The organism is Motilibacter peucedani (assembly GCF_003634695.1).
GTDB lineage: Bacteria > Actinomycetota > Actinomycetes > Motilibacterales > Motilibacteraceae > Motilibacter > Motilibacter peucedani.
The window spans coordinates 652,503-669,375 of sequence record NZ_RBWV01000010.1 but is presented as its reverse complement, the minus strand read 5'-3'; the positions used below and the strand labels follow the sequence as shown (position 1 = coordinate 669,375).

Here is a 16,873-nt window from a genome sequence, read left to right as displayed (position 1 = left end):
AGGCGGAGGCCCGACCCGGCAAGATGGGCGCATGCAGCCTGCCGTCGCGCCGACGACCGCGCTGGTCGGGCGCGCCGACGAGCTGACCGCCCTGCTGGGCGCGCTGGGCGTGGGCGACCCGGCCGTGCCGGGACGCGCCGTGCTGCTGGCGGGCGACGCCGGCGTCGGCAAGACCCGGCTCTGCACGGAGGCCGCGGCGCGGGCCAGGGCGGCCGGCTGGCTCGTGGTCGCGGGGCACTGCCTCGACTCCGGCGGCGACGCGCTGCCCTACCTGCCCTTCACCGAGGCGCTGGGCCGGCTGGCTGCCGAGCTGCCGGGGCTGCTCGACGCGGTGCAGGAGGAGCACCCGGCGCTCGCGCGCGTGCTGCCCGGTCGGCGGGCCGCCGGACCCGACTCGCGCGGCGCCGTCTTCGAGGCGATCGCCGCCGCCCTGGAGCGGGCAGCCCGCGACCGCCCCCTCCTCGTGGTCGTCGAGGACGTGCACTGGGCCGACGCCTCCACCCGCGAGCTGCTCGGCTACCTGCTGAGCCGCTCACCCGGCCCGCGCGCCGCCCTGCTGGTGACCTACCGCACCGACGACCTGCACCGGCGCCACCCGCTGCGGGCGGACGCGGCCGGCTGGGCCCGGCTGCCCGGCGTCACCCGGCTGCCGCTGCGCCCGCTGCCCAGCACCGACGTGCGCCGGCTGGTCCTCGAGCTCGAGCCCGACCGCCTCCCCGACGACGTCGTGTCGGGCATCGTCGAGCGCGCCGAGGGCAACGCGTTCTACACCGAGGAGCTGGTCGCCGCCGCCCGCCGGGGCGAGCAGGTGCTCTCGGCCGACCTCGCCGACCTGCTGCTGCTGCACCTCGACTCGCTGCCGGACTCCGCGCGCACGCTGCTGCGCGCCATGTCGGTCGCGGGCCGACAGGTGAGCCACCCGCTCCTGGCGGCGGTGGCCGGGCCGGAGGGTCCGGAGTTCGACGAGGCGGTGCGTGCCGCGGTCGACCGCAACGTGCTCGTGCCGGTGGGGCACGACGGCTACGCGTTCCGGCACGCGCTGCTCGCGGAGGCGGTCTACGACGACCTGCTGCCCGGCGAGAGAGTGCGCTGGCACCGGAGGTACGTCGAGGTCTTGTCCAGCGGAGCCGTGGACCGGACGGCGGCCGAGCTCGCCCGGCACGCCCGCGCGGCGTCAGACGTACCCGTCGCCATCGCGGCCAGCAAGGCCGCGGGCGAGGAGGCCCTCGCCGCCGGTGGCCCCGCCGAGGCGGCCCGCCACTTCGAGAACGTGCTCGAGCTGCTGGCCCAGGGCGGGCCGGGCAGCGCACCGGTCGACGAGGTGGTGCCGCTGGTGGTGCGCGCCTCCGAGGCGGCGGTCGCGGCCGGGCTCCTGCACCGGGGCCTCGCCCTCGTCGAGGAGCAGCTCGCCTCGCTGCCCGACGACGTGGACCCCCGCTTGCGCGCCGAGCTGCTGCACGCGGTGGCTGCGACCGCGCTGCTGGTCGACGATGGCGCTCCCCGCCTGCGCGAGGTCACCGACGCCCTGGCGCTGGAGCCGGCACAGGTGCCCGGCGAGCTGCGGGCCAAGCTGCTGGCGGTGCAGGCCCGTGCCACCGCGGCGGCCGACGAGGACGCGGCGGCGGTGCTCATCGCCCAGGAGGCCGCCGAGCTCGCACGCCGGCTCGACCTGCCCGCCGTGCTCGCCGACGCCACGACGACACTGGCGAGGCTGGGCTCCTACGCGACGGCCGACGCCACCGAGGACGCGCTCAGGCTCAGCGTGTCCGACGCAGCAGCGGCCGGCGACCTGCTGGCCGAGATGCGCAGCACCTTCAACCTGGGCACGGTGCTCTACGAGGCCGGGCGCATGGAGGAGGCGCGGGTGGTCTACGACCGGGGTGTGGCGAGGGCGGTCGCCGTGCGACGGCCTTGGGCGGCCTACGCGCTGGAGGTCCGGCTGATGTCCGGCCTCGTGCGCTACGCCTTGGGCCAGTGGGACGCCGCGCTGGTCGCGCTGGAGACCGAGGGCACCGACGCACCGCCGATGCCGCGGGCCGAGCTGGAGGGCGCCGCGCTGCTGGTGCAGGTCGGTCGGGGCGAGCAGCCGTTCGACCGGCTCCCCGCTCTCCAGACCTGGTGGGAGCGCGACGGCCTGCTCGCGGTCAACTGCGCGAGCGCGGGGATCGACCTCTACGGCGGTGCCGGGCGGCTCGACGTCGCCGAGGCTGTCCACCGCGACGCCGTCCACCGCATCGCGGTGCTGTGGGGCGGCGAGGAGTTCGGCGCACGCGTCCGCTTCGGCGGTCTCCTGCTCGGCCAGTACGCGTCGGCCGCCGCCCGCTCCGACGCCGCCGAGCGCGGCGACCTGCTCGAGAAGGCCGCCCCGCTGGTGGAGGCTGCCGAGCGCGCTGCGGAGCGGGCCTCGCGCCACGGTCCGGAGCTCCTCGCGTGGCAGGCGCGGGTGCGCGCCGAGCACCTGCGGCTGCGCCGGCTGGCCGGCGACGAGGGCGTCGAACGCGAGCAGCTGGTGGACGCGTGGACGGCTGCGGTCGCCGGCTTCGAGCGCTCCGGGCACGTCTACGAGACGGCCCGCAGCCGTACGCGTCTCGCTGCCGCCCTGCGCGCCGCCGGCCGGACCGCGGAGGCCGAGCACGAGCTGGTCCTCTCTCGGCGGGTCGCCTCCGCCCTGGGAGCTGCGCCGCTGCTCGCCGAACTGGCCGAGCTGGGCGCTCCTGCACCGCCCGCGGGCGGCGAGCAGCAGCTGACGCCCCGCGAGCTCGAGGTGCTCCAGCTGTTGGCGCAGGGCCGGAGCAACCGCGACATCAGCACGCTGCTGTTCATCAGCCCCAAGACGGTGAGCGTGCACGTCTCCAACGTGCTGGCCAAGCTGCACGCGGCCGGCCGCACCGAGGCGGTCGTCATCGCGCAGCGGCGCGGCCTGGTCACCCCTGTGCCCGCAGACCAGCGCTGACCACCGGGGTCAGCTCGACGGGCCGACGAGTTCCGTGCGCAGCTCGTGCGAGCCGGTGGCTGTGGTGACCTCGTAGTACCACCGAAGACCCTCGGGCACCTCGACGCGGGCGAGGTAGCGCAGGCCGCCGGTCGGCGAGTCCGACCGCAGCGGTGGCTCCGTGCTCGCGTGCAGCCTGCCGAAGGTCCCGTCACTGCCGAGCTCCCCGGTGGCGGTGCCGGTGACCTCCTCCCAGTTCTGCGCGGCCGTCGCCCGGCCGTCGTAGGTCGCCACGAGCCGGTCGCCGTCGAGGGCGACCGAGCTGACGCGTACGCCGCGCGCGTCCCACTCCCCCGCCCGGCCGGCGAGCACCGTGCCGTGCCACGTCCAGTCGACGCCGTCGTCGCTGGTGGCGTAGTCGGTGGTCATCCGGTCGGCGTCGTCCCAGCTCTCGAGCGGGTGCACCGAGGCCCAGAGGTGCCAGCGCCCGGCGTGGTGCAGCACGACCGGGTCCTTGACCGCGACCTCGTCGCTGCCGGGCAGGACCGTGCGGTGCGGTGCCGTCGCCAGCTCCTCGACCGTGCCGGCCTCCAACAGGTCGACCCGCCAGTGCTTGGTGCCGGGGGTCGCGACGCTGACGTAGAGCCGCCAGCGCCCGTCCGGGGTGCGCACGAGGCAGGGCCGCTCGAGCGACTCGCCGCCGAACGCGTCGCGCTCGAGGACGGCGACCGTCTCGAGCTGCACGCCGTCGCGCGAGCGGGCGACGACGTTGCGGTAGCCGCGGCCCTCGCCGACCGGGCGGCGCAGCCGGTAGGCCAGGTGCACCTCCCCCTCGTGCACCACCGCGCTGGGACCGCCCGCCCACGACCCGGGGCCTGGCGAGGGCGGGCGCACGACGGTCACGGCGTCGGTCAGCGTGGGCAGGCGGAGCATGGCCGCGATCCTGTCAGAAGCCGTGCCCGAGTTGTCCGCCGCCTTGTCTACCGCTACGGTCCACTTCACCGGCTCGAGCGGAGGAGGCGCCGTGGCCCTGCCCGACTTCGTCATCGTCGGTGCGCCGAAGTGCGGCACCACCGCGCTGCACGTCGCGCTCGACACGCACCCGCAGCTCTTCCTGTCGCGCAACAAGGAGCCCAAGTTCTTCAACGCCGACGGCTCCCCGCCGCAGCAGCGCGGCGGACCGGGCGACGCGGCCACCTACGCGGGCTACGTCTGGCGGCGCTCGGACTACGAGGCGCTGTTCGACGAGGCCCCGTCCGGCACCCTGCGCGGCGAGTCGACGACGCTCTACCTCGGCGACCACGAGGCGCACGACCGGATGGCGGCGCTCGTGCCGCACGCCAAGCTCGTCGCGGTCGTGCGCGACCCGGTCGACCGGGCACACTCCAACTGGACGCACCTGCGCACCGCCGGCCTCGAGCCCGTCCCCAGCTTCCTCGACGCCTGCGCCGAGGAGCCGCGCCGCAAGGCCGAGGGCTGGGGGCTCTTCTGGCGCTACCTCGAGCTGGGTCTCTACGGCTCGCACCTCGAGCACCTCTGGTCGGTCTTCCCGCGCGAGCAGGTCCTGGTGCTCGTCTACCGCGACCTGCGCGAGCGGCCCGCCGAGACGCTCGACAGGGTCACGGCCTTCCTCGGCGTCGAGACCGGCGTCGTCACCGCACTGCCCAGCGCCAACGTGACCGCGCAGGTCAGCTCGTCGTCCGTGAACCGCGCGCTGGCTGCAGCCGTACGCCGTGCCTCCACCGCCGCCCCGCACCTGCCCGGGCCGCTGGCCGGCGCGGCCGCTGCGGCGACCGGTCGGCTCGCCCGGCTGCTGCAGCGCGAGCAGCAACGGCGTACGCCGCTGACCCCCGAGGAGCGCGAGCGGCTGATCCCGTGGTTCGAGGACGACATCGCGCTCTTCGAGCGCCTCACCGGCATCTCGGTCGCGCACTGGCGCGACCCGCGCAACGGCACCGGCCGGGAGCCGTTGGCGGTGCAGCGGCGCTTCGGGACGGCCTTCGAGAGCATCGACCGCCCCACCGGCTGAGCGACCGAGCGGTCAGCGCACCGTCCAGCCGCCGTCGACGAACAGGGTGTGGCCGGTCACGAGCGACGCGGCCGGCGAGGCGAGGTAGACGACCGCCCCGGCCACCTCCATCGGCTCGCCGATCCGGTGCAGGGCCGCGATGCGCTCGACCACGTCGGCCTCGAACTCCGGGTCCGAGAGCGCGGGCTCGGTGCCGGGCGTGCGGATGAAGGTCGGCGCGACGCAGTTGACGGTGACACCGTGCGCGCCCCACTCCACCGCGAGGCACGACGCCAGGTGGGAGACGGCCGCCTTGGTCATGCAGTAGACCGACTCGGTGGGCAGGGCGACGGTGCCGGCCTGCGAGCCCATCATGACGATGCGGCCGTAGCCCGCCTCGCGCATGTGGGCGAACGCGGCCTGGCTGGCGAAGAACGTGCCCTTGAGGTTGACCTGCAGGGTCCGGTCGAAGTCGGCCTCGGTGACCGCCTCGGCGAGGTTGACCGGGGCGATGCCGGCGTTGTTGACGAGGATGTCGAGGCGTCCCAGGCGACGGGCGGCCTCGTCGACACCGGCGCGCACCTGGTCGAGGTCGGTCATGTCCATCTGCACCGCGTGGGCCTGGCGCCCGAGCGCCTCGATCTCGGCGACGAGGTCGCCGCCGGTCGTGGCGTCGCGCAGCCCCAGGGCGACGTCGGCGCCCGCGTGGGCCAGGGCCAGGGCGCACGCGCGCCCCAGGCCGCGGCCGGCGGCGGTGACGAGGGCGGTGCGTCCGGTCAGGTCGAAGCTCGGGAAGTCCACGCCCGGCACGGTAGCGGCAGGGGTTCAGTCGCGGGCGGCGGCCACCAGCTCGGCCTCGCGCGCCGGGTCGAGCTCCACGGCGAGCGGCGGCTCGCCGCGCTCGCGGTCCCAGGCGAGGACGTCGGCAGCGGTCCGCTCGAGCGGCGTCGAGGGCAGCCCGACCGCGCGCGCCCGGGCGGCGCTGCGCGTCGACATCACGTCGTAGGACGGGTCGACGTGCACCAGCGGCAGGCCGGGGTGGACGGCGTCCTGCGGCACCGGGACGACCTCGACCTGCGTGCCCGCCGCCCGCGCGCAGGCCTCGACCAGCCCGCGCAGGTCTACCGGCTGGGCGGGACCGACGGCGTTGAACGTGCCTGGGCGGTCGTCCTCGAGCAGCCGGAGCATCAGCGCCGCCAGGTCGCGCGAGTCGACGACCTGCACAGGCTGGTCGGGGCGGCCCGGCAGGGCCACGGCGCCGCCGCGGGCGGCGCGGCGCACCCACCAGGTGAAGCGGTCGGTCGGGTCGCCAGGGCCGGCGACGACGCCCGGTCGCACGATCGTCGCCCGGTCGCCGAGCCGGGCGAGGACGTCGTCCTCGCACGCGACCTTGAGCGGACCGTACGTCGTGTCGTCCACGACCTCGGTGCTGCGCTCGGGCGCCAGCCGGGGCGAGGTCTCGTCGAGGCCGGGCTTCGCCCGGCGACGGTCGTAGGTGGAGCCGGTCGACACGAACAGGTAGCGGCCGGTGCGGCCCTCGAGCGCGTCGAGGGCCTGCGCGACGTGCCTGGGCACGTAGGCCGACACGTCCACCACCGCGTCCCAGCACGAGCCGTCGGCCAGCGCGGCGTAGTCGCCGGTCTCGCGGTCGCCCACCAGGCGCGGCACGCCGGGGAAGAGACCCGGCTCGGTGCGGCCCCGGTTGAACAAGGTGACCGAGTGGCCCGCCGACAGGGCGGCCTCGACGAGGGCGCGGCCGACGAAGGACGTGCCGCCCAGCACCAGGATCTGCATCGGGCGACCCTACTGCCGAGGGCCGCCCGGGCCCGGCTCAGGTGCGGAAGCGCGCCACCAGGCCGGTGAGCTCGTCGCTGACCTCGGTGAGGGCGGAGGCCGCGGCCTGGCTCTCGGTCGCGGCGGCGCTCGTGGCGTCGGCGCCCTGCTCCACGGCGGCGATGGTCTCGCCGATGCGGGTGGTGCTGCTCGCGGCGCGGCCGGCCGAGCCGTCCATGGCCTCGGTGGTGGCCGCCTGCTCCTGCACCGCGGCCGCGATGGTGGCCTGGTAGCCGTTGATCTCGCCGATGACCGCGTTGATCTCGGAGATGGCCTCGACGGCGCTGGAGGTGTCCTCCTGGATCGCCTGCACGCGCCGGGCGATGTCCTCGGTGGCCCGCGCCGTCTCCAGCGCCAGGTCCTTGACCTCGCCGGCCACGATGGCGAACCCGCGGCCGGCCTCGCCGGCCCGGGCCGCCTCGATGGTCGCATTGAGGGCCAGCAGGTTCGTCTGCCCGGCGATCGAGGTGATGACCTTGATGACGTCGCCGATCTGCGCCGAGCTCTGCCCGAGCCGGTGGACCGTCTCGGACGTGCGCGCGGCGGCGTCGACCGCCGAGGCGGCGACCTGCATGGCGCGGCCGGCGTTCTGCGCGATCGAGTCGATGGCGCTGGCCATCTCGCCGGCGCCGGCGGCGACGGCCGAGACGCTGCCCGACACCTCCTCGACGGCTGCGGTGGCGGCCTGGCTCTGCGCGGTCGTGCTCGTGGCCGCGTCCGCGATGCGCGTGGCGACCCCGCCCAGCTGGGCGCTCGTGGCGGCGAGCCGGGCAGCGCTCTGGTGCATCGCCTCCACCGTGGCAGCGGTGGCTCGTGTGGACCGGTCGAGCGAGGCGGCCATCTGGCCGATCTCGTCGCGCGAGGTCACGTCGGCCAGGCGGGTGAGGTCACCGTCGGCAGTGGCGGCGAGGACGTCGACGACCCGACGCAGCGGCAGCAGGACCCGACGGGCGACGTAGAGCGCGGCGGCGAGCGCGAGGAGCGCGCCGAGCCCGCCGATGAGCAGGACCATGAGCCGGGCGTGGCCGGCGCTCCGGTGCGCCGAGGCGGCACGCGCTGCGGCGACCTGCTGCTCGGAGGCGGCGAGCTCGTCGAGCGGGCCGGCGAAGGCCTTGTTCGCCTCTGCCAGCGGGCCGTGCAGCGCGGTCGTCGCGACGCCCTCGTCACCGCGCGCCGAGGCGGCGAGGACGCGGGTGTCGCGCACCTGGCGCCAGGCCGCGATGCCCTGCTTCGTCTGCGCCAGCAGGGTCGCGCGCTTGCCCTGCAGCGACGCGTGGGCGGTGTAGTCGGCCAGCGCCGAGTCCAGTGCGGCGTCCGCGTCCTGCACGTCCTTCTGCGCCTGCGCCTTGGCGCCCTGGTCGGTGAGCAGGAAGCCCTCCACCGCGACCCGGGAGTCGCCGAGAGCGTCGCGCACGCGGATGAGGTCTCCGAGCGGCCGCGCGGAGCGGTCGTAGAGCGACGCGCTGCTGGCGTTCGCCGACGACAGGGCGGTCATCGCGCCCCCCATGACCAGCGCCATGGCGAGCAGCGCCATGACCGCCGGGGCGAGGATCTTCGTGCGGACGGGCCGGTCGTCGACCAGCCGTCCCCAGCGCGGTGCGGAGTGCTTCATCGCTCGTCCCTCATCGTGCCTGGTGTGTCGTGCCGGGTGGTTGTGGGTCGTCCGTGCTGGTCAGGCGAGGTACTCGCCAGGGCGAGCGGTGGGCGGCACCGGCTGCGGCAGCGCCTCGAGCAGATTGGCCATGTTCTGGCTGCCGGCGTCGAGGACCTTGCGCAGCATCGCGACCTGCGCGGCTCCGGGGGCGGCGTCGACCGAGCTGATTCCATCCATGCCAGCCTGATCGGCAGGCAGCGGCCGGACCTTCGTCAGAGCGAGGAGAGCAGACCCGTACGGCCCACCGTCCGGTCGATCGTCGCGGTCGGCCCGAGGTGGCGGACCATCACGGCGTCGACGAAGACCACGTAGTAGGTGCCCTTCTTGAGCCCGCTGACCGTCGCGGTGATGACGCGGCACGCCTTGGGCGGCGTGACGGTCTTCCAGGTCGACGAGGGGTTCTTGCCGGCCACCAGGGTCTGGCTGCGCGCGGTCACGCGGAACTTCGTGATGTCGGGGTCGTTCGTCGAGTAGAACGAGACCTTCAGCGCGCCCTTGGTCGCCGTCGCCGACAGCTTGATCGTGCGCGGCACGCCACGCAGGCGCGGGTCGCAGTCGCGGGGCGGCAGCTCGGGGTGGCGGTAGCCGTAGCCGAAGGAGAACCCGATGCGCGGCGGCGTCAGGCGCGGCACGGGGTAGGGGAACAAGGGCACGTAGCCGCCCGTGGTCACCGGGACGAGCGCGGCGCGCGAGACGGCCGAGGCGGCAGGAACGGGCGCGGCGGAGGAGGTGCCGGGCACCAGGGCGAGGGCGGCGCACGCGACGCCGGCGGTCAGGCGTCGCACGGGATCTCCTCGACGGATGTGGTTTGGCGTGGTCTGCTCGGTTGCCGGCTCGCACAGACGTGGACCACGCCGGCCCCGACGCGTGGGAGCAGCCGGGGCCGGCGGTCACGGTGTAGCGCAGCGCGAGGAGGTCCGGCGCGGCGTCGGGGTGCTGCGCTGCTCCCCCGGGCCCTTCCGTGCCTCAGCCTGCTCTTCGGGCGTTCCGGCCGGTCCCTTTAGCGCTGTGCGCGAACTCCTTCGAGGGCGTCGAGCAGCTCGAGGTAGCCGCGCGACACCTGCCACAACGGGTCGGCGATGCGGTCGAGGCGGCCCGGCGCCCACCGGCGCTCGGAGTACGCGGTGGTGGCCCGCCGCAGCGCGCGCAGCTGACGTCGCGGTCGGCCTCGAGGCCGGCGAGCAGCTGCTCGGCCGGCGGCTCCACCTCGCGCAGCACGTCGGCCGCACCTTCGGCGAGCGCGTCGAGCGCAGCGTCGACGCGACCGGTGGCCGAGTCCCACACCTGCAGGGGTCGCTCCAAGCCAGCGGTGCGGAGCGGCGCCCGGGTCGAGCGCCAGAGCAGGGTCACCGGCTTCGTGGCGACCCCGGCCGCGTTGGCCCAGTGCTGAGCGCCTGCCGGCTCCAGGTGCAGCGGCAGGTCGTCCGCGGGCATGTCGAGCGCCACGGCGACCTGCACGACCTCGAGCTCGGCCGCACCGTCGGCCAGGGCGCCGGAGACCCAGAGCGAGCGCACCGGCAGGCTGACGATGCTGCCGGGAGCGGCGAGCCGGCCGGCGGCGGCGACGAGGTCGTCGAGGTGGTGCAGGGCGCGGGAGCGTCTCATGGTCCCCATCCTGCCGTGGCGGTGCTGGCGCACCGTTCGAACACGTGTTCTACTGGACCGCATGCGATGGGACGCGCAGCGGGTCGACGCCGGAGCAGTGGAGGACGCAGCGGGCGACGGTGCCCTGCTGCCGGTCGGAGCCGTGACGCGCACCTTCGACACCCCTGAGTTCCGCGGCATGACCTTCTTCGAGGTGCACGCCCGCTCGGCGCTCAACTCCGTGCCGGCCGCCTCGGCGGTGCCGTTCCGCTGGACCGTCAACCCCTACCGCGGGTGCTCCCACGCCTGCCGCTACTGCTTCGCCCGCAAGACCCACGAGTACCTCGAGCTCGACTCGGGCGCCGACTTCGACTCCAAGGTCGTCGTCAAGGTCAACGTCGCCGACGTGCTCGCCCGCGAGCTGCGCAGGCCGAGCTGGCGCGGCGAGCACGTCGCGCTGGGCACCAACACCGACCCCTACCAGCGGGTCGAGGGCCGCTACGGCCTCACGCGCCAGGTCCTCGAGCGGCTGCGCGACGCGCGGAACCCGTTCTCGATCCTCACCAAGAGCGCGCTGGTGCTGCGCGACCTCGACGTGCTGCGCTCGGCGGCCGAGGTCACCGACGTCTCGGTCGCCCTGTCGGTCGGCTTCGTCGACCGCGAGCTGTGGCGCACCGTCGAGCCCGGCACGCCGCCGCCCAGCCGGCGGCTCGAGGCGGTCGCCGCCCTGCGCGAGGCCGGCATCCCGTGCGGCGTGCTGATGGCTCCGGTGCTTCCGTGGCTCAGCGACTCCCCCGCCCAGCTCGGGGCCACCGTCGCCGCCGTCGCGGAGGCCGGTGCCGACTACGTCACCCCGCTCGCGCTGCACCTGCGGCCGGGTGCGCGCGAGTGGTACCTCCGCTGGCTGGCCGAGGCGCACCCCGACCTCGTGCCGCGCTACCGCGAGATGTACGCCGCCGGCTCCTACGCGCCGAGGGACTACACCGCCCGCATCAACGCCCAGGTCCGTGAGCTGGCCGCCCGCCACGGGGTCGGCCGCCGGGTCACGACGACCTGGCGCACCGGCCACGAGCGGGCGGCACGGCACGAGCGGGCGGCGCTCCCGCGTACCCCGCCCGCGCAGCAGCTCCCACTGCTGTGAGCGGGCGGGTCAGCGGGTGGCGGAGGCGAGCAGGCGGGCCAGCTCGTCGCGGCCGGCGACGGCGCCGTAGGCAGGGGCGCCGACCTCCTGGCGCCAGCTCTCCGCGAGCGGGCCGGCGTCGACCGCGTCGAATCCCAGCTGCTCGACCAGGTCGAGCACCTGCTGCTTGGCCTCGGCGTCGTCTCCGGCGACCGGGATGCCCATGCGGCCCTCGGCGCCGGCGGGCAGGCCGCGCTCGCCGAGGTGGTCGAAGCGGATGGTGTTGAAGGCCTTGACGACCCGGGCGCCGGGCAGCAGGCGCGCGGTCCACTCGCTCGAGGTCAGGTCGCCGGCGTCGAGCTCGGCGATCTGGCCGTCGCGAGCCGGGTAGTAGTTGTCGGCGTCGATGACGACGCGACCGCTGTAGGCGCCCGACGCGATGTCGGGCACGTTCTTCAGCGGGACCGCGAGCACGACGGTGTCGGCGCGCGAGACGGCGTCGGCGACGGTGGCCGTCTCCGCTCCGGTCTCCGCGGCGAGCTGGGCGAGGCTCGCCGGCCCGCGCGAGTTGGCGACGACCACCTCGTGGCCGAGCGCGCGGAGGCGGCGCGTGAGGGTGCCGCCGATCTTGCCTGATCCGAGGATGGCGATCGTCATGCCTGGGCCAACCGGCCGGGCCGCCGGGTTAGTCCCGCCTGCGCGACGGCAGCGCCGAGCACGAGCAGGCCGCCGAGGGCCAGCCCGACGCCCACCAGGGCGGGCGAGGTGTAGCCGTGCCCTGCGGCGATGACCACCCCGCCGAGCCAGGCGCCCAGCGCGTTGGCGATGTTGAGGGCCGAGTGGTTGGCCGCAGCGGCGAGCGACTGGGCGTCGCCGGCCACGTCCATCAGCCGCGTCTGAAGCGCGGGGATCATCGCCGAGCCCGTGGCGCCCAGCAGCAGCACCGACACGGCTGCAGGGACCACCGACCGCGCCGTCAGGGGGAAGGTCGCCAGCACGACGACGACGGCGACCAGGCCGCCCGCGATCGAGCGGTCGACCGACCAGTCGGCCAGCCGGCCGCCGAGCAGGTTGCCCAGCGTCATGCCGATGCCGAACACGGCGAGCACGACGGGCACCGCCGACTCGCGGTAGCCGGTGACGTCGGTCAGCGTCGGGGTGATGTAGCTGTAGACCGCGAAGAACCCGCCGAAGCCGACGGCTCCGACCAGCAGGGTCAGCCACACCTGCAGCCGGCCGAGGGCGCCGAGCTCGCGCGCCGCGCTCGCACCGTGCTCGAGCGGCGTCGGAGGCACGAGCAGCGCGACGGCCGCCACGGTCAGTGCGCCGATGACCGCGACGACGGCGAAGGTCGAGCGCCAGCCGAGGCCCTGTCCGAGCAGCGTGCTCACCGGAACGCCGAGCACGTTGGCCACGGTCAGCCCGAGCATCATCATCGAGACCGCCCAGCCGCGGCGCTGCGGCGCCACCAGGGAGGCGGCCACCACCGAGGCGATGCCGAAGTAGGCGCCGTGGGGCAGGCCGCTGAGGAAGCGGGCCGCGAGCAGCGTGCCGAAGCCGGGCGCGAGCGCGGATGCGAGGTTGGCGGCGGCGAACGCCGTCATCAGCAGCAGGAGCAGCGCCTTGCGGGGCAGCCGCGCCCCGGCGACCGCGAGGAGCGGGGCGCCGACGACCACGCCGAGCGCGTAGGCCGAGATGAGGTGCCCGGCCGTGGGGATCGACTGCCCCGTGCCGGATGCGATGTCGGGCAGCACGCCCATCGTCGCGAACTCGGTGGTGCCGATGCCGAAGCCGCCGAGCGCCAGCGCGGCGAGGCTGAGCCCGACGCGGGGACGACGCCCGCTCGTCGGTGCGGCGGCCGGTCGGGTCGAGGGCAGGGCGTCGAGCGTCACGGGAAGGTCCTCGGTGCAGTCGGGCAGGGCCGCCACCGCGTCGTGACTCACGTCCAGTAGAGCAGACGCGCGGCGGGCAGCTGCTCGGCCACTGCACCGGTGAACCAGCCGCGCAGCTCGGACATGACGGCCTTGTCGTAGACGTGCTTGACCGCGCCGAACTTGCCCCGCTTGGTCGTGCGTCCGGCGGGGTCGAGGTCGAGGGCCGTGCGGGGGTACCACTCCAGCTGGACCTCGCGGCTCCTGGGCGTGAACCGGTGGGTGATGCACTCGACCGTGAGGTCGAGGCCCGGGACGTCGCCGAGCGCGTCCGCCGCCTGCGCGAGCAGCCCCGCGTAGGCCGCTCGCCAGTCCTCGACCGGCATGATCGGCGCGATCGTCAGCCCGACCGGGTAGCCCGCGAGCGCGAGCGAGCGCAGCGCCGCGTACCTCGACACCACCCGCGCGGTGCCGCCCTCGAAGCGCTCGACGTCCGCGACGTTGACCGACGCGCGGATGCGCGTGCGCCCGCGGTGGTCCAGGCCCAGCAGGCCCTCGACCGCGTCGTACTTCGTGGTCAGGCGCAGCTGCACCGGGCCGGCCCACTGGTGGGTGCCGAAGTGCTCGACCGTCGCGGCGAGCGAGCCGGTGAGGTGCTCGATCGCGAGCGGGTCGGTGTAGCAGGAGGCCTCGAAGGTCGTGCCCTCGTGGCCGCGCTCGGCGGTGCCGCTGGTGACCTCGCCGTGGCCGACGACCTCGTCGAGCCCCGCGAGGATGCGCGGCAGGTCGGCGTAGACGCGGGTCACCGGCGGGCCGGTCAGCGAGCCGGCGAGGTAGCAGTACTGGCAGTGGCCGGGGCAGCCCTGGGCGAGCGGGAACGACCAGTCGGCGCTCGGCGGGATGGGGACGGGCTTGCGGACCGTCGCCGCGCTGGTGACCACGGCGAGCGTCGACTTGGCGCGCGCGTACGTCTCGCGCTCGGTCGCGCCGCGCAGGCTCGGCAGGCGGTCGCCGCGCAGCACCTCGATGTCGGGTACGCCTGCGGCCTCCAGCCGCGCGAGGATCGCGCGGCCGTGCGGCTCGTCGTAGGCCGACGCGGTCACGTAGGCCCGCTTGGGCGTCCACGTGACCGTGCGGCGACGGACCGGCGCGAGCGAGTCGTGGGTCATGGGTTGGTCAACCACCGGCGAGGCCTGCGCACTCCGCTCCCGGGCCATGAGGTGCGCCACTGCCCTCGGTAGGCTCCCGGACCGTGACCCGCACCCCCCTCGCCGTCGTGACCGGAGCAAGCAGCGGCATCGGGGCGGCCACCGCCCACGCGCTCGGAGCGGCCGGCTTCGACCTGGTCCTGGGCGCCCGCCGGGTCGAGCAGCTCGACGAGGTGGCCGCCGCGGTCGCCGAGGCGCACGGCGTCTCGACGCAGGCCCGCCGCCTCGACGTCACCGACACCGCCTCGGTCGAGGAGTTCGCCGCGGGGCTCGACACCGTCGACGTCGTGGTCGCCAACGCGGGCGGCGCGCTCGGGCTCGACCCGGTGGCGGAGTTCGACGAGGAGCAGTGGCGCTGGATGTACGACGCCAACGTGCTCGGCGTCGCCCGCACCGTGCGCGCCTTCCTGCCCGCGCTGCGCAGCTCCGGTGACGGGCGCGTCGTCGTCGTGACCAGCATCGCCGGCCACCAGACCTACCCGGGCGGTGGCGGCTACACCGCCGTGAAGCACGCCGCCGTCGCGGTCACCGACACGCTGCGGGTCGAGCTGCTCGGCGAGCCCGTGCGGGTGATCGAGGTCGCGCCCGGCATGGTCGAGACGGACTTCTCCAAGGTGCGCTTCAGTGGCGACGAGGAGCGCGCGTCGGCGGTCTACCAGGGCGTCACCCCCCTCACCGCGGACGACATCGCCGAGGCGGTCGCCTGGGCCGTCACCCGGCCCTCGCACGTCACCGTCGCCTCGATCACCCTGCAGCCGCGCGACCAGGCCAGCGCCCGCGACCTCAACCGCCGCACGGCCCAGGACTGAGCCCGCTGGCGGCACTGTCGTCGCAGGGCGGGCGGGCACTGGTCCCGGCCGCCGCCCTCGTGTGGGGGTTGCAGTCGGCGCTGCTGAGCCCCGCCCTCGCGCTGCTGCTCGTCTCGCTCTACGACCTGTCGGCCGCGGGCGTCGGCGGCGTCCTCGCGGTCTACAACGCCAGCGGCTTCGTCGCCTCGCTGGTCGTCCCCGCCCTGGCCGACCGGCGCCGTGACTACCTCGGGCCCATGCTCGTGGCCGGACTGCTGACCCTGCTGCTCGCGCTGCTGCTGGCGCTCTCGTCGTCTCTCGGCGTGGCCGTCGTGGCCCTGGTGGTCCTCGGTGGTCCCGCTGGTGTCGGGGTGTCGCTGCTCTACGCGCACCTGCGGCACTCGGGAGCCAGCCGGGTCGACATCGTCGACACGCGGGCGATCTTCTCCTTCGCCTGGGTGGCGGGGCCACCGCTCGCCAGCCTGGTCATCAGCGGGTTCGGTGCCCGGGCGCTGCTGCTCGTGATCGCCGCGGTCAGCGTGCTCAACGTCGCGACCACCGCCGCGATGATGTCGCGGCGCGCCCGCGCCGCGCGCCGGGGTGACGACCCGCCGGCGCCGCTCGACGAGGGCCGGGCGATGCGCAGGTCTGCAGTGGCACTGGTCGTCAGCGCCTTCGTCGTGCTCCAGGCGACGAACAGCGCGGCCGTGTCGGTCATGACGCTGTTCGTCACCCGTCGGCTCGACCTCGACGTGGTGTGGGCCGGGGTGGCGCTGTCGGTCGCAGCAGCCCTCGAGATCCCCGCGCTGCTCCTGATCGGCCGGCTCGGTACGCGGTTCAGCGACATCGCGCTCATCGCCAGCGGGTGCGTGGCGGGCGCCGCCTACTACTCGCTCATGGCGGCCGTCCACGGACCGTGGCTGCTGGTGTCCGGCCAGGCCCTGAACGCCTGGTTCGTCGCCGCGGTCGCCGGCGTGGGGCTCTCGCTGTTCCAGCGCGTCATCCCCCGGCCGGGGGTCGCCTCAGGCCTCTACGCCAACACCCGGCGGCTCGGCGCGATCGGCTCCGGGCCCGTCCTGGCCCTCGGCTCGGCGACCAGCCTCGGCTACAGCTTCGTGTTCGTCGCCTGCGCCGCGCTGACCGCGCTGGCGCTCCTGGTCCTCGGCTCGGCCGCAGCGCTGGACTGACGCGGCTCAGCCCTCGGCCGCCAGGCGCGCTCCGAACCCCACCAGCACCAGCCCGGTGAGGCGGTCCATGCGCCGCCTGGTGCGCGAGTCGGCGAGCCAGCCGGTGATGCGGCCGGCGAGCAGCAGGAGCAGGGCGAAGTAGAACGCCGTCTCGAGCACGAAGACCGCGCCGAGCAGCAGCGACACCGGGCCGACCGGCCGGCCGTCGGGCACGAAGCCCGGCAGGAACGTCACGAAGAAGACGCCGACCTTCGGGTTGAGCAGGTCGGTGGCCAGCCCCGCGCCGTAGCCCCGGCCGAGCAGGCCGCGCCGCTCGGGCAGGGCGTCCTCGACGTCGGGGACGCTGCCGCGCGAGCGCAGCGACTGCACCCCGATCCAGACGAGGTAGATCGCGCCGACGATCCGCAGCACGGTGTAGGCGGCCTCGCTCGCGTGCAGCACCGCAGCCAGGCCGAGGGCGGCGGCGCCGACCCACACGACGAGCCCGCTCAGCACCCCGAGCACGGTCAGGGTCGCGGTACGGCGGCCACCGCGTACGAGGTTGCGCAGGACCACGAGGGTGTCGGGGCCGGGCAGCAGGACGATCAGCGCCGCGGCGAGGGAGAACGAGACCAGGGACGCCGTCACGCCGCTCAGTCTCCCACGCGAGGTCCGCCGTGGCGGCGTGGTCGTACCTAGTCACTCTGGG

At 75.2% G+C, this 16,873-nt stretch carries 15 protein-coding genes and 1 pseudogene; 5 read left to right on the top strand and 11 right to left on the bottom strand.

Annotated features, from left to right (window positions below; translation table 11 throughout):
* Nucleotides 1–31: 31 nt before the first annotated feature.
* Nucleotides 32–2,953, top strand: coding sequence for a helix-turn-helix transcriptional regulator (locus CLV35_RS20770; RefSeq protein ID WP_121192896.1), 2,922 nt, complete (start codon nucleotides 32–34; stop codon nucleotides 2,951–2,953).
* A 9-nt stretch (nucleotides 2,954–2,962) separates the two neighbouring features.
* Here CLV35_RS20770 and CLV35_RS07980 read toward each other — a convergent pair whose 3' ends face one another.
* Nucleotides 2,963–3,865 carry a hypothetical protein gene (locus CLV35_RS07980; protein WP_121192895.1) on the bottom strand — a complete coding sequence of 301 codons (903 nt, stop codon included), beginning with the start codon at nucleotides 3,863–3,865 and terminating at the stop codon, nucleotides 2,963–2,965.
* 91 nt (nucleotides 3,866–3,956) lie between these two features.
* On the opposite strand from CLV35_RS07980, the gene CLV35_RS07975 reads away from it, so the two are divergent.
* Nucleotides 3,957–4,961, top strand: coding sequence for a sulfotransferase domain-containing protein (locus CLV35_RS07975; protein ID WP_121192894.1), 1,005 nt, complete (start codon nucleotides 3,957–3,959; stop codon nucleotides 4,959–4,961).
* A gap of 12 nt (nucleotides 4,962–4,973) precedes the next feature.
* Here CLV35_RS07975 and CLV35_RS07970 read toward each other — a convergent pair whose 3' ends face one another.
* The 6 genes and pseudogenes from CLV35_RS07970 to CLV35_RS07945 all read right to left on the bottom strand — a co-directional run bounded on the left by CLV35_RS07970 (nucleotide 4,974) and on the right by CLV35_RS07945 (nucleotide 10,032).
* Nucleotides 4,974–5,741: an SDR family NAD(P)-dependent oxidoreductase gene (locus tag CLV35_RS07970; RefSeq protein ID WP_231121591.1), complete on the bottom strand. Its 768-nt coding sequence runs from the start codon at nucleotides 5,739–5,741 to the stop codon at nucleotides 4,974–4,976.
* Between the two features lie 24 nt (nucleotides 5,742–5,765).
* Nucleotides 5,766–6,734, bottom strand: a complete 969-nt coding sequence (locus tag CLV35_RS07965) for an SDR family oxidoreductase (RefSeq protein ID WP_121192892.1) — start codon at nucleotides 6,732–6,734, stop codon at nucleotides 5,766–5,768.
* 37 nt (nucleotides 6,735–6,771) lie between these two features.
* Nucleotides 6,772–8,385 (bottom strand): methyl-accepting chemotaxis protein, encoded by a 1,614-nt coding sequence (locus CLV35_RS07960; protein WP_121192891.1) that lies wholly within the window; start codon nucleotides 8,383–8,385, stop codon nucleotides 6,772–6,774.
* 60 nt (nucleotides 8,386–8,445) lie between these two features.
* Nucleotides 8,446–8,604: a putative motility protein gene (locus CLV35_RS07955; RefSeq protein WP_121192890.1), complete on the bottom strand. Its 159-nt coding sequence runs from the start codon at nucleotides 8,602–8,604 to the stop codon at nucleotides 8,446–8,448.
* A 35-nt stretch (nucleotides 8,605–8,639) separates the two neighbouring features.
* The gene (locus tag CLV35_RS07950) at nucleotides 8,640–9,212 is read right to left on the bottom strand and encodes a hypothetical protein (RefSeq protein WP_121192889.1); all 573 of its coding nucleotides are present in this window, start codon (nucleotides 9,210–9,212) and stop codon (nucleotides 8,640–8,642) included.
* A gap of 215 nt (nucleotides 9,213–9,427) precedes the next feature.
* Nucleotides 9,428–10,032, bottom strand: a pseudogene (locus CLV35_RS07945) (DUF7711 family protein).
* Nucleotides 10,033–10,093: 61 nt separating this feature from the next.
* Here CLV35_RS07945 and CLV35_RS07940 point away from each other — a divergent pair.
* The gene (locus CLV35_RS07940) at nucleotides 10,094–11,152 is read left to right on the top strand and encodes an Rv2578c family radical SAM protein (protein ID WP_121192887.1); all 1,059 of its coding nucleotides are present in this window, start codon (nucleotides 10,094–10,096) and stop codon (nucleotides 11,150–11,152) included.
* A gap of 9 nt (nucleotides 11,153–11,161) precedes the next feature.
* On the opposite strand, the gene CLV35_RS07935 is transcribed toward CLV35_RS07940, so the two are convergent.
* From CLV35_RS07935 to CLV35_RS07925, 3 genes are all read right to left on the bottom strand, one after another.
* The gene (locus CLV35_RS07935) at nucleotides 11,162–11,788 is read right to left on the bottom strand and encodes an NADPH-dependent F420 reductase (RefSeq protein WP_121192886.1); all 627 of its coding nucleotides are present in this window, start codon (nucleotides 11,786–11,788) and stop codon (nucleotides 11,162–11,164) included.
* Nucleotides 11,785–13,008, bottom strand: coding sequence for an MFS transporter (locus tag CLV35_RS07930; protein ID WP_407938197.1), 1,224 nt, complete (start codon nucleotides 13,006–13,008; stop codon nucleotides 11,785–11,787). The genes CLV35_RS07935 and CLV35_RS07930 overlap by 4 nt, the downstream gene beginning before the upstream one ends.
* A gap of 62 nt (nucleotides 13,009–13,070) precedes the next feature.
* The gene (locus CLV35_RS07925) at nucleotides 13,071–14,171 is read right to left on the bottom strand and encodes a spore photoproduct lyase family protein (protein ID WP_121192885.1); all 1,101 of its coding nucleotides are present in this window, start codon (nucleotides 14,169–14,171) and stop codon (nucleotides 13,071–13,073) included.
* An 83-nt stretch (nucleotides 14,172–14,254) separates the two neighbouring features.
* Here CLV35_RS07925 and CLV35_RS07920 point away from each other — a divergent pair, with 83 nt between their 5' ends.
* Nucleotides 14,255–15,019, top strand: coding sequence for an SDR family NAD(P)-dependent oxidoreductase (locus CLV35_RS07920; protein ID WP_121192884.1), 765 nt, complete (start codon nucleotides 14,255–14,257; stop codon nucleotides 15,017–15,019).
* Between the two features lie 59 nt (nucleotides 15,020–15,078).
* Nucleotides 15,079–16,185 (top strand): MFS transporter, encoded by a 1,107-nt coding sequence (locus CLV35_RS07915; RefSeq protein WP_407938191.1) that lies wholly within the window; start codon nucleotides 15,079–15,081, stop codon nucleotides 16,183–16,185.
* A 6-nt stretch (nucleotides 16,186–16,191) separates the two neighbouring features.
* Here the strand turns inward: CLV35_RS07915 and CLV35_RS07910 are convergent, their stop codons facing one another.
* Nucleotides 16,192–16,812: a LysE family translocator gene (locus CLV35_RS07910; protein ID WP_121192882.1), complete on the bottom strand. Its 621-nt coding sequence runs from the start codon at nucleotides 16,810–16,812 to the stop codon at nucleotides 16,192–16,194.
* Nucleotides 16,813–16,873 lie beyond the last annotated feature (61 nt).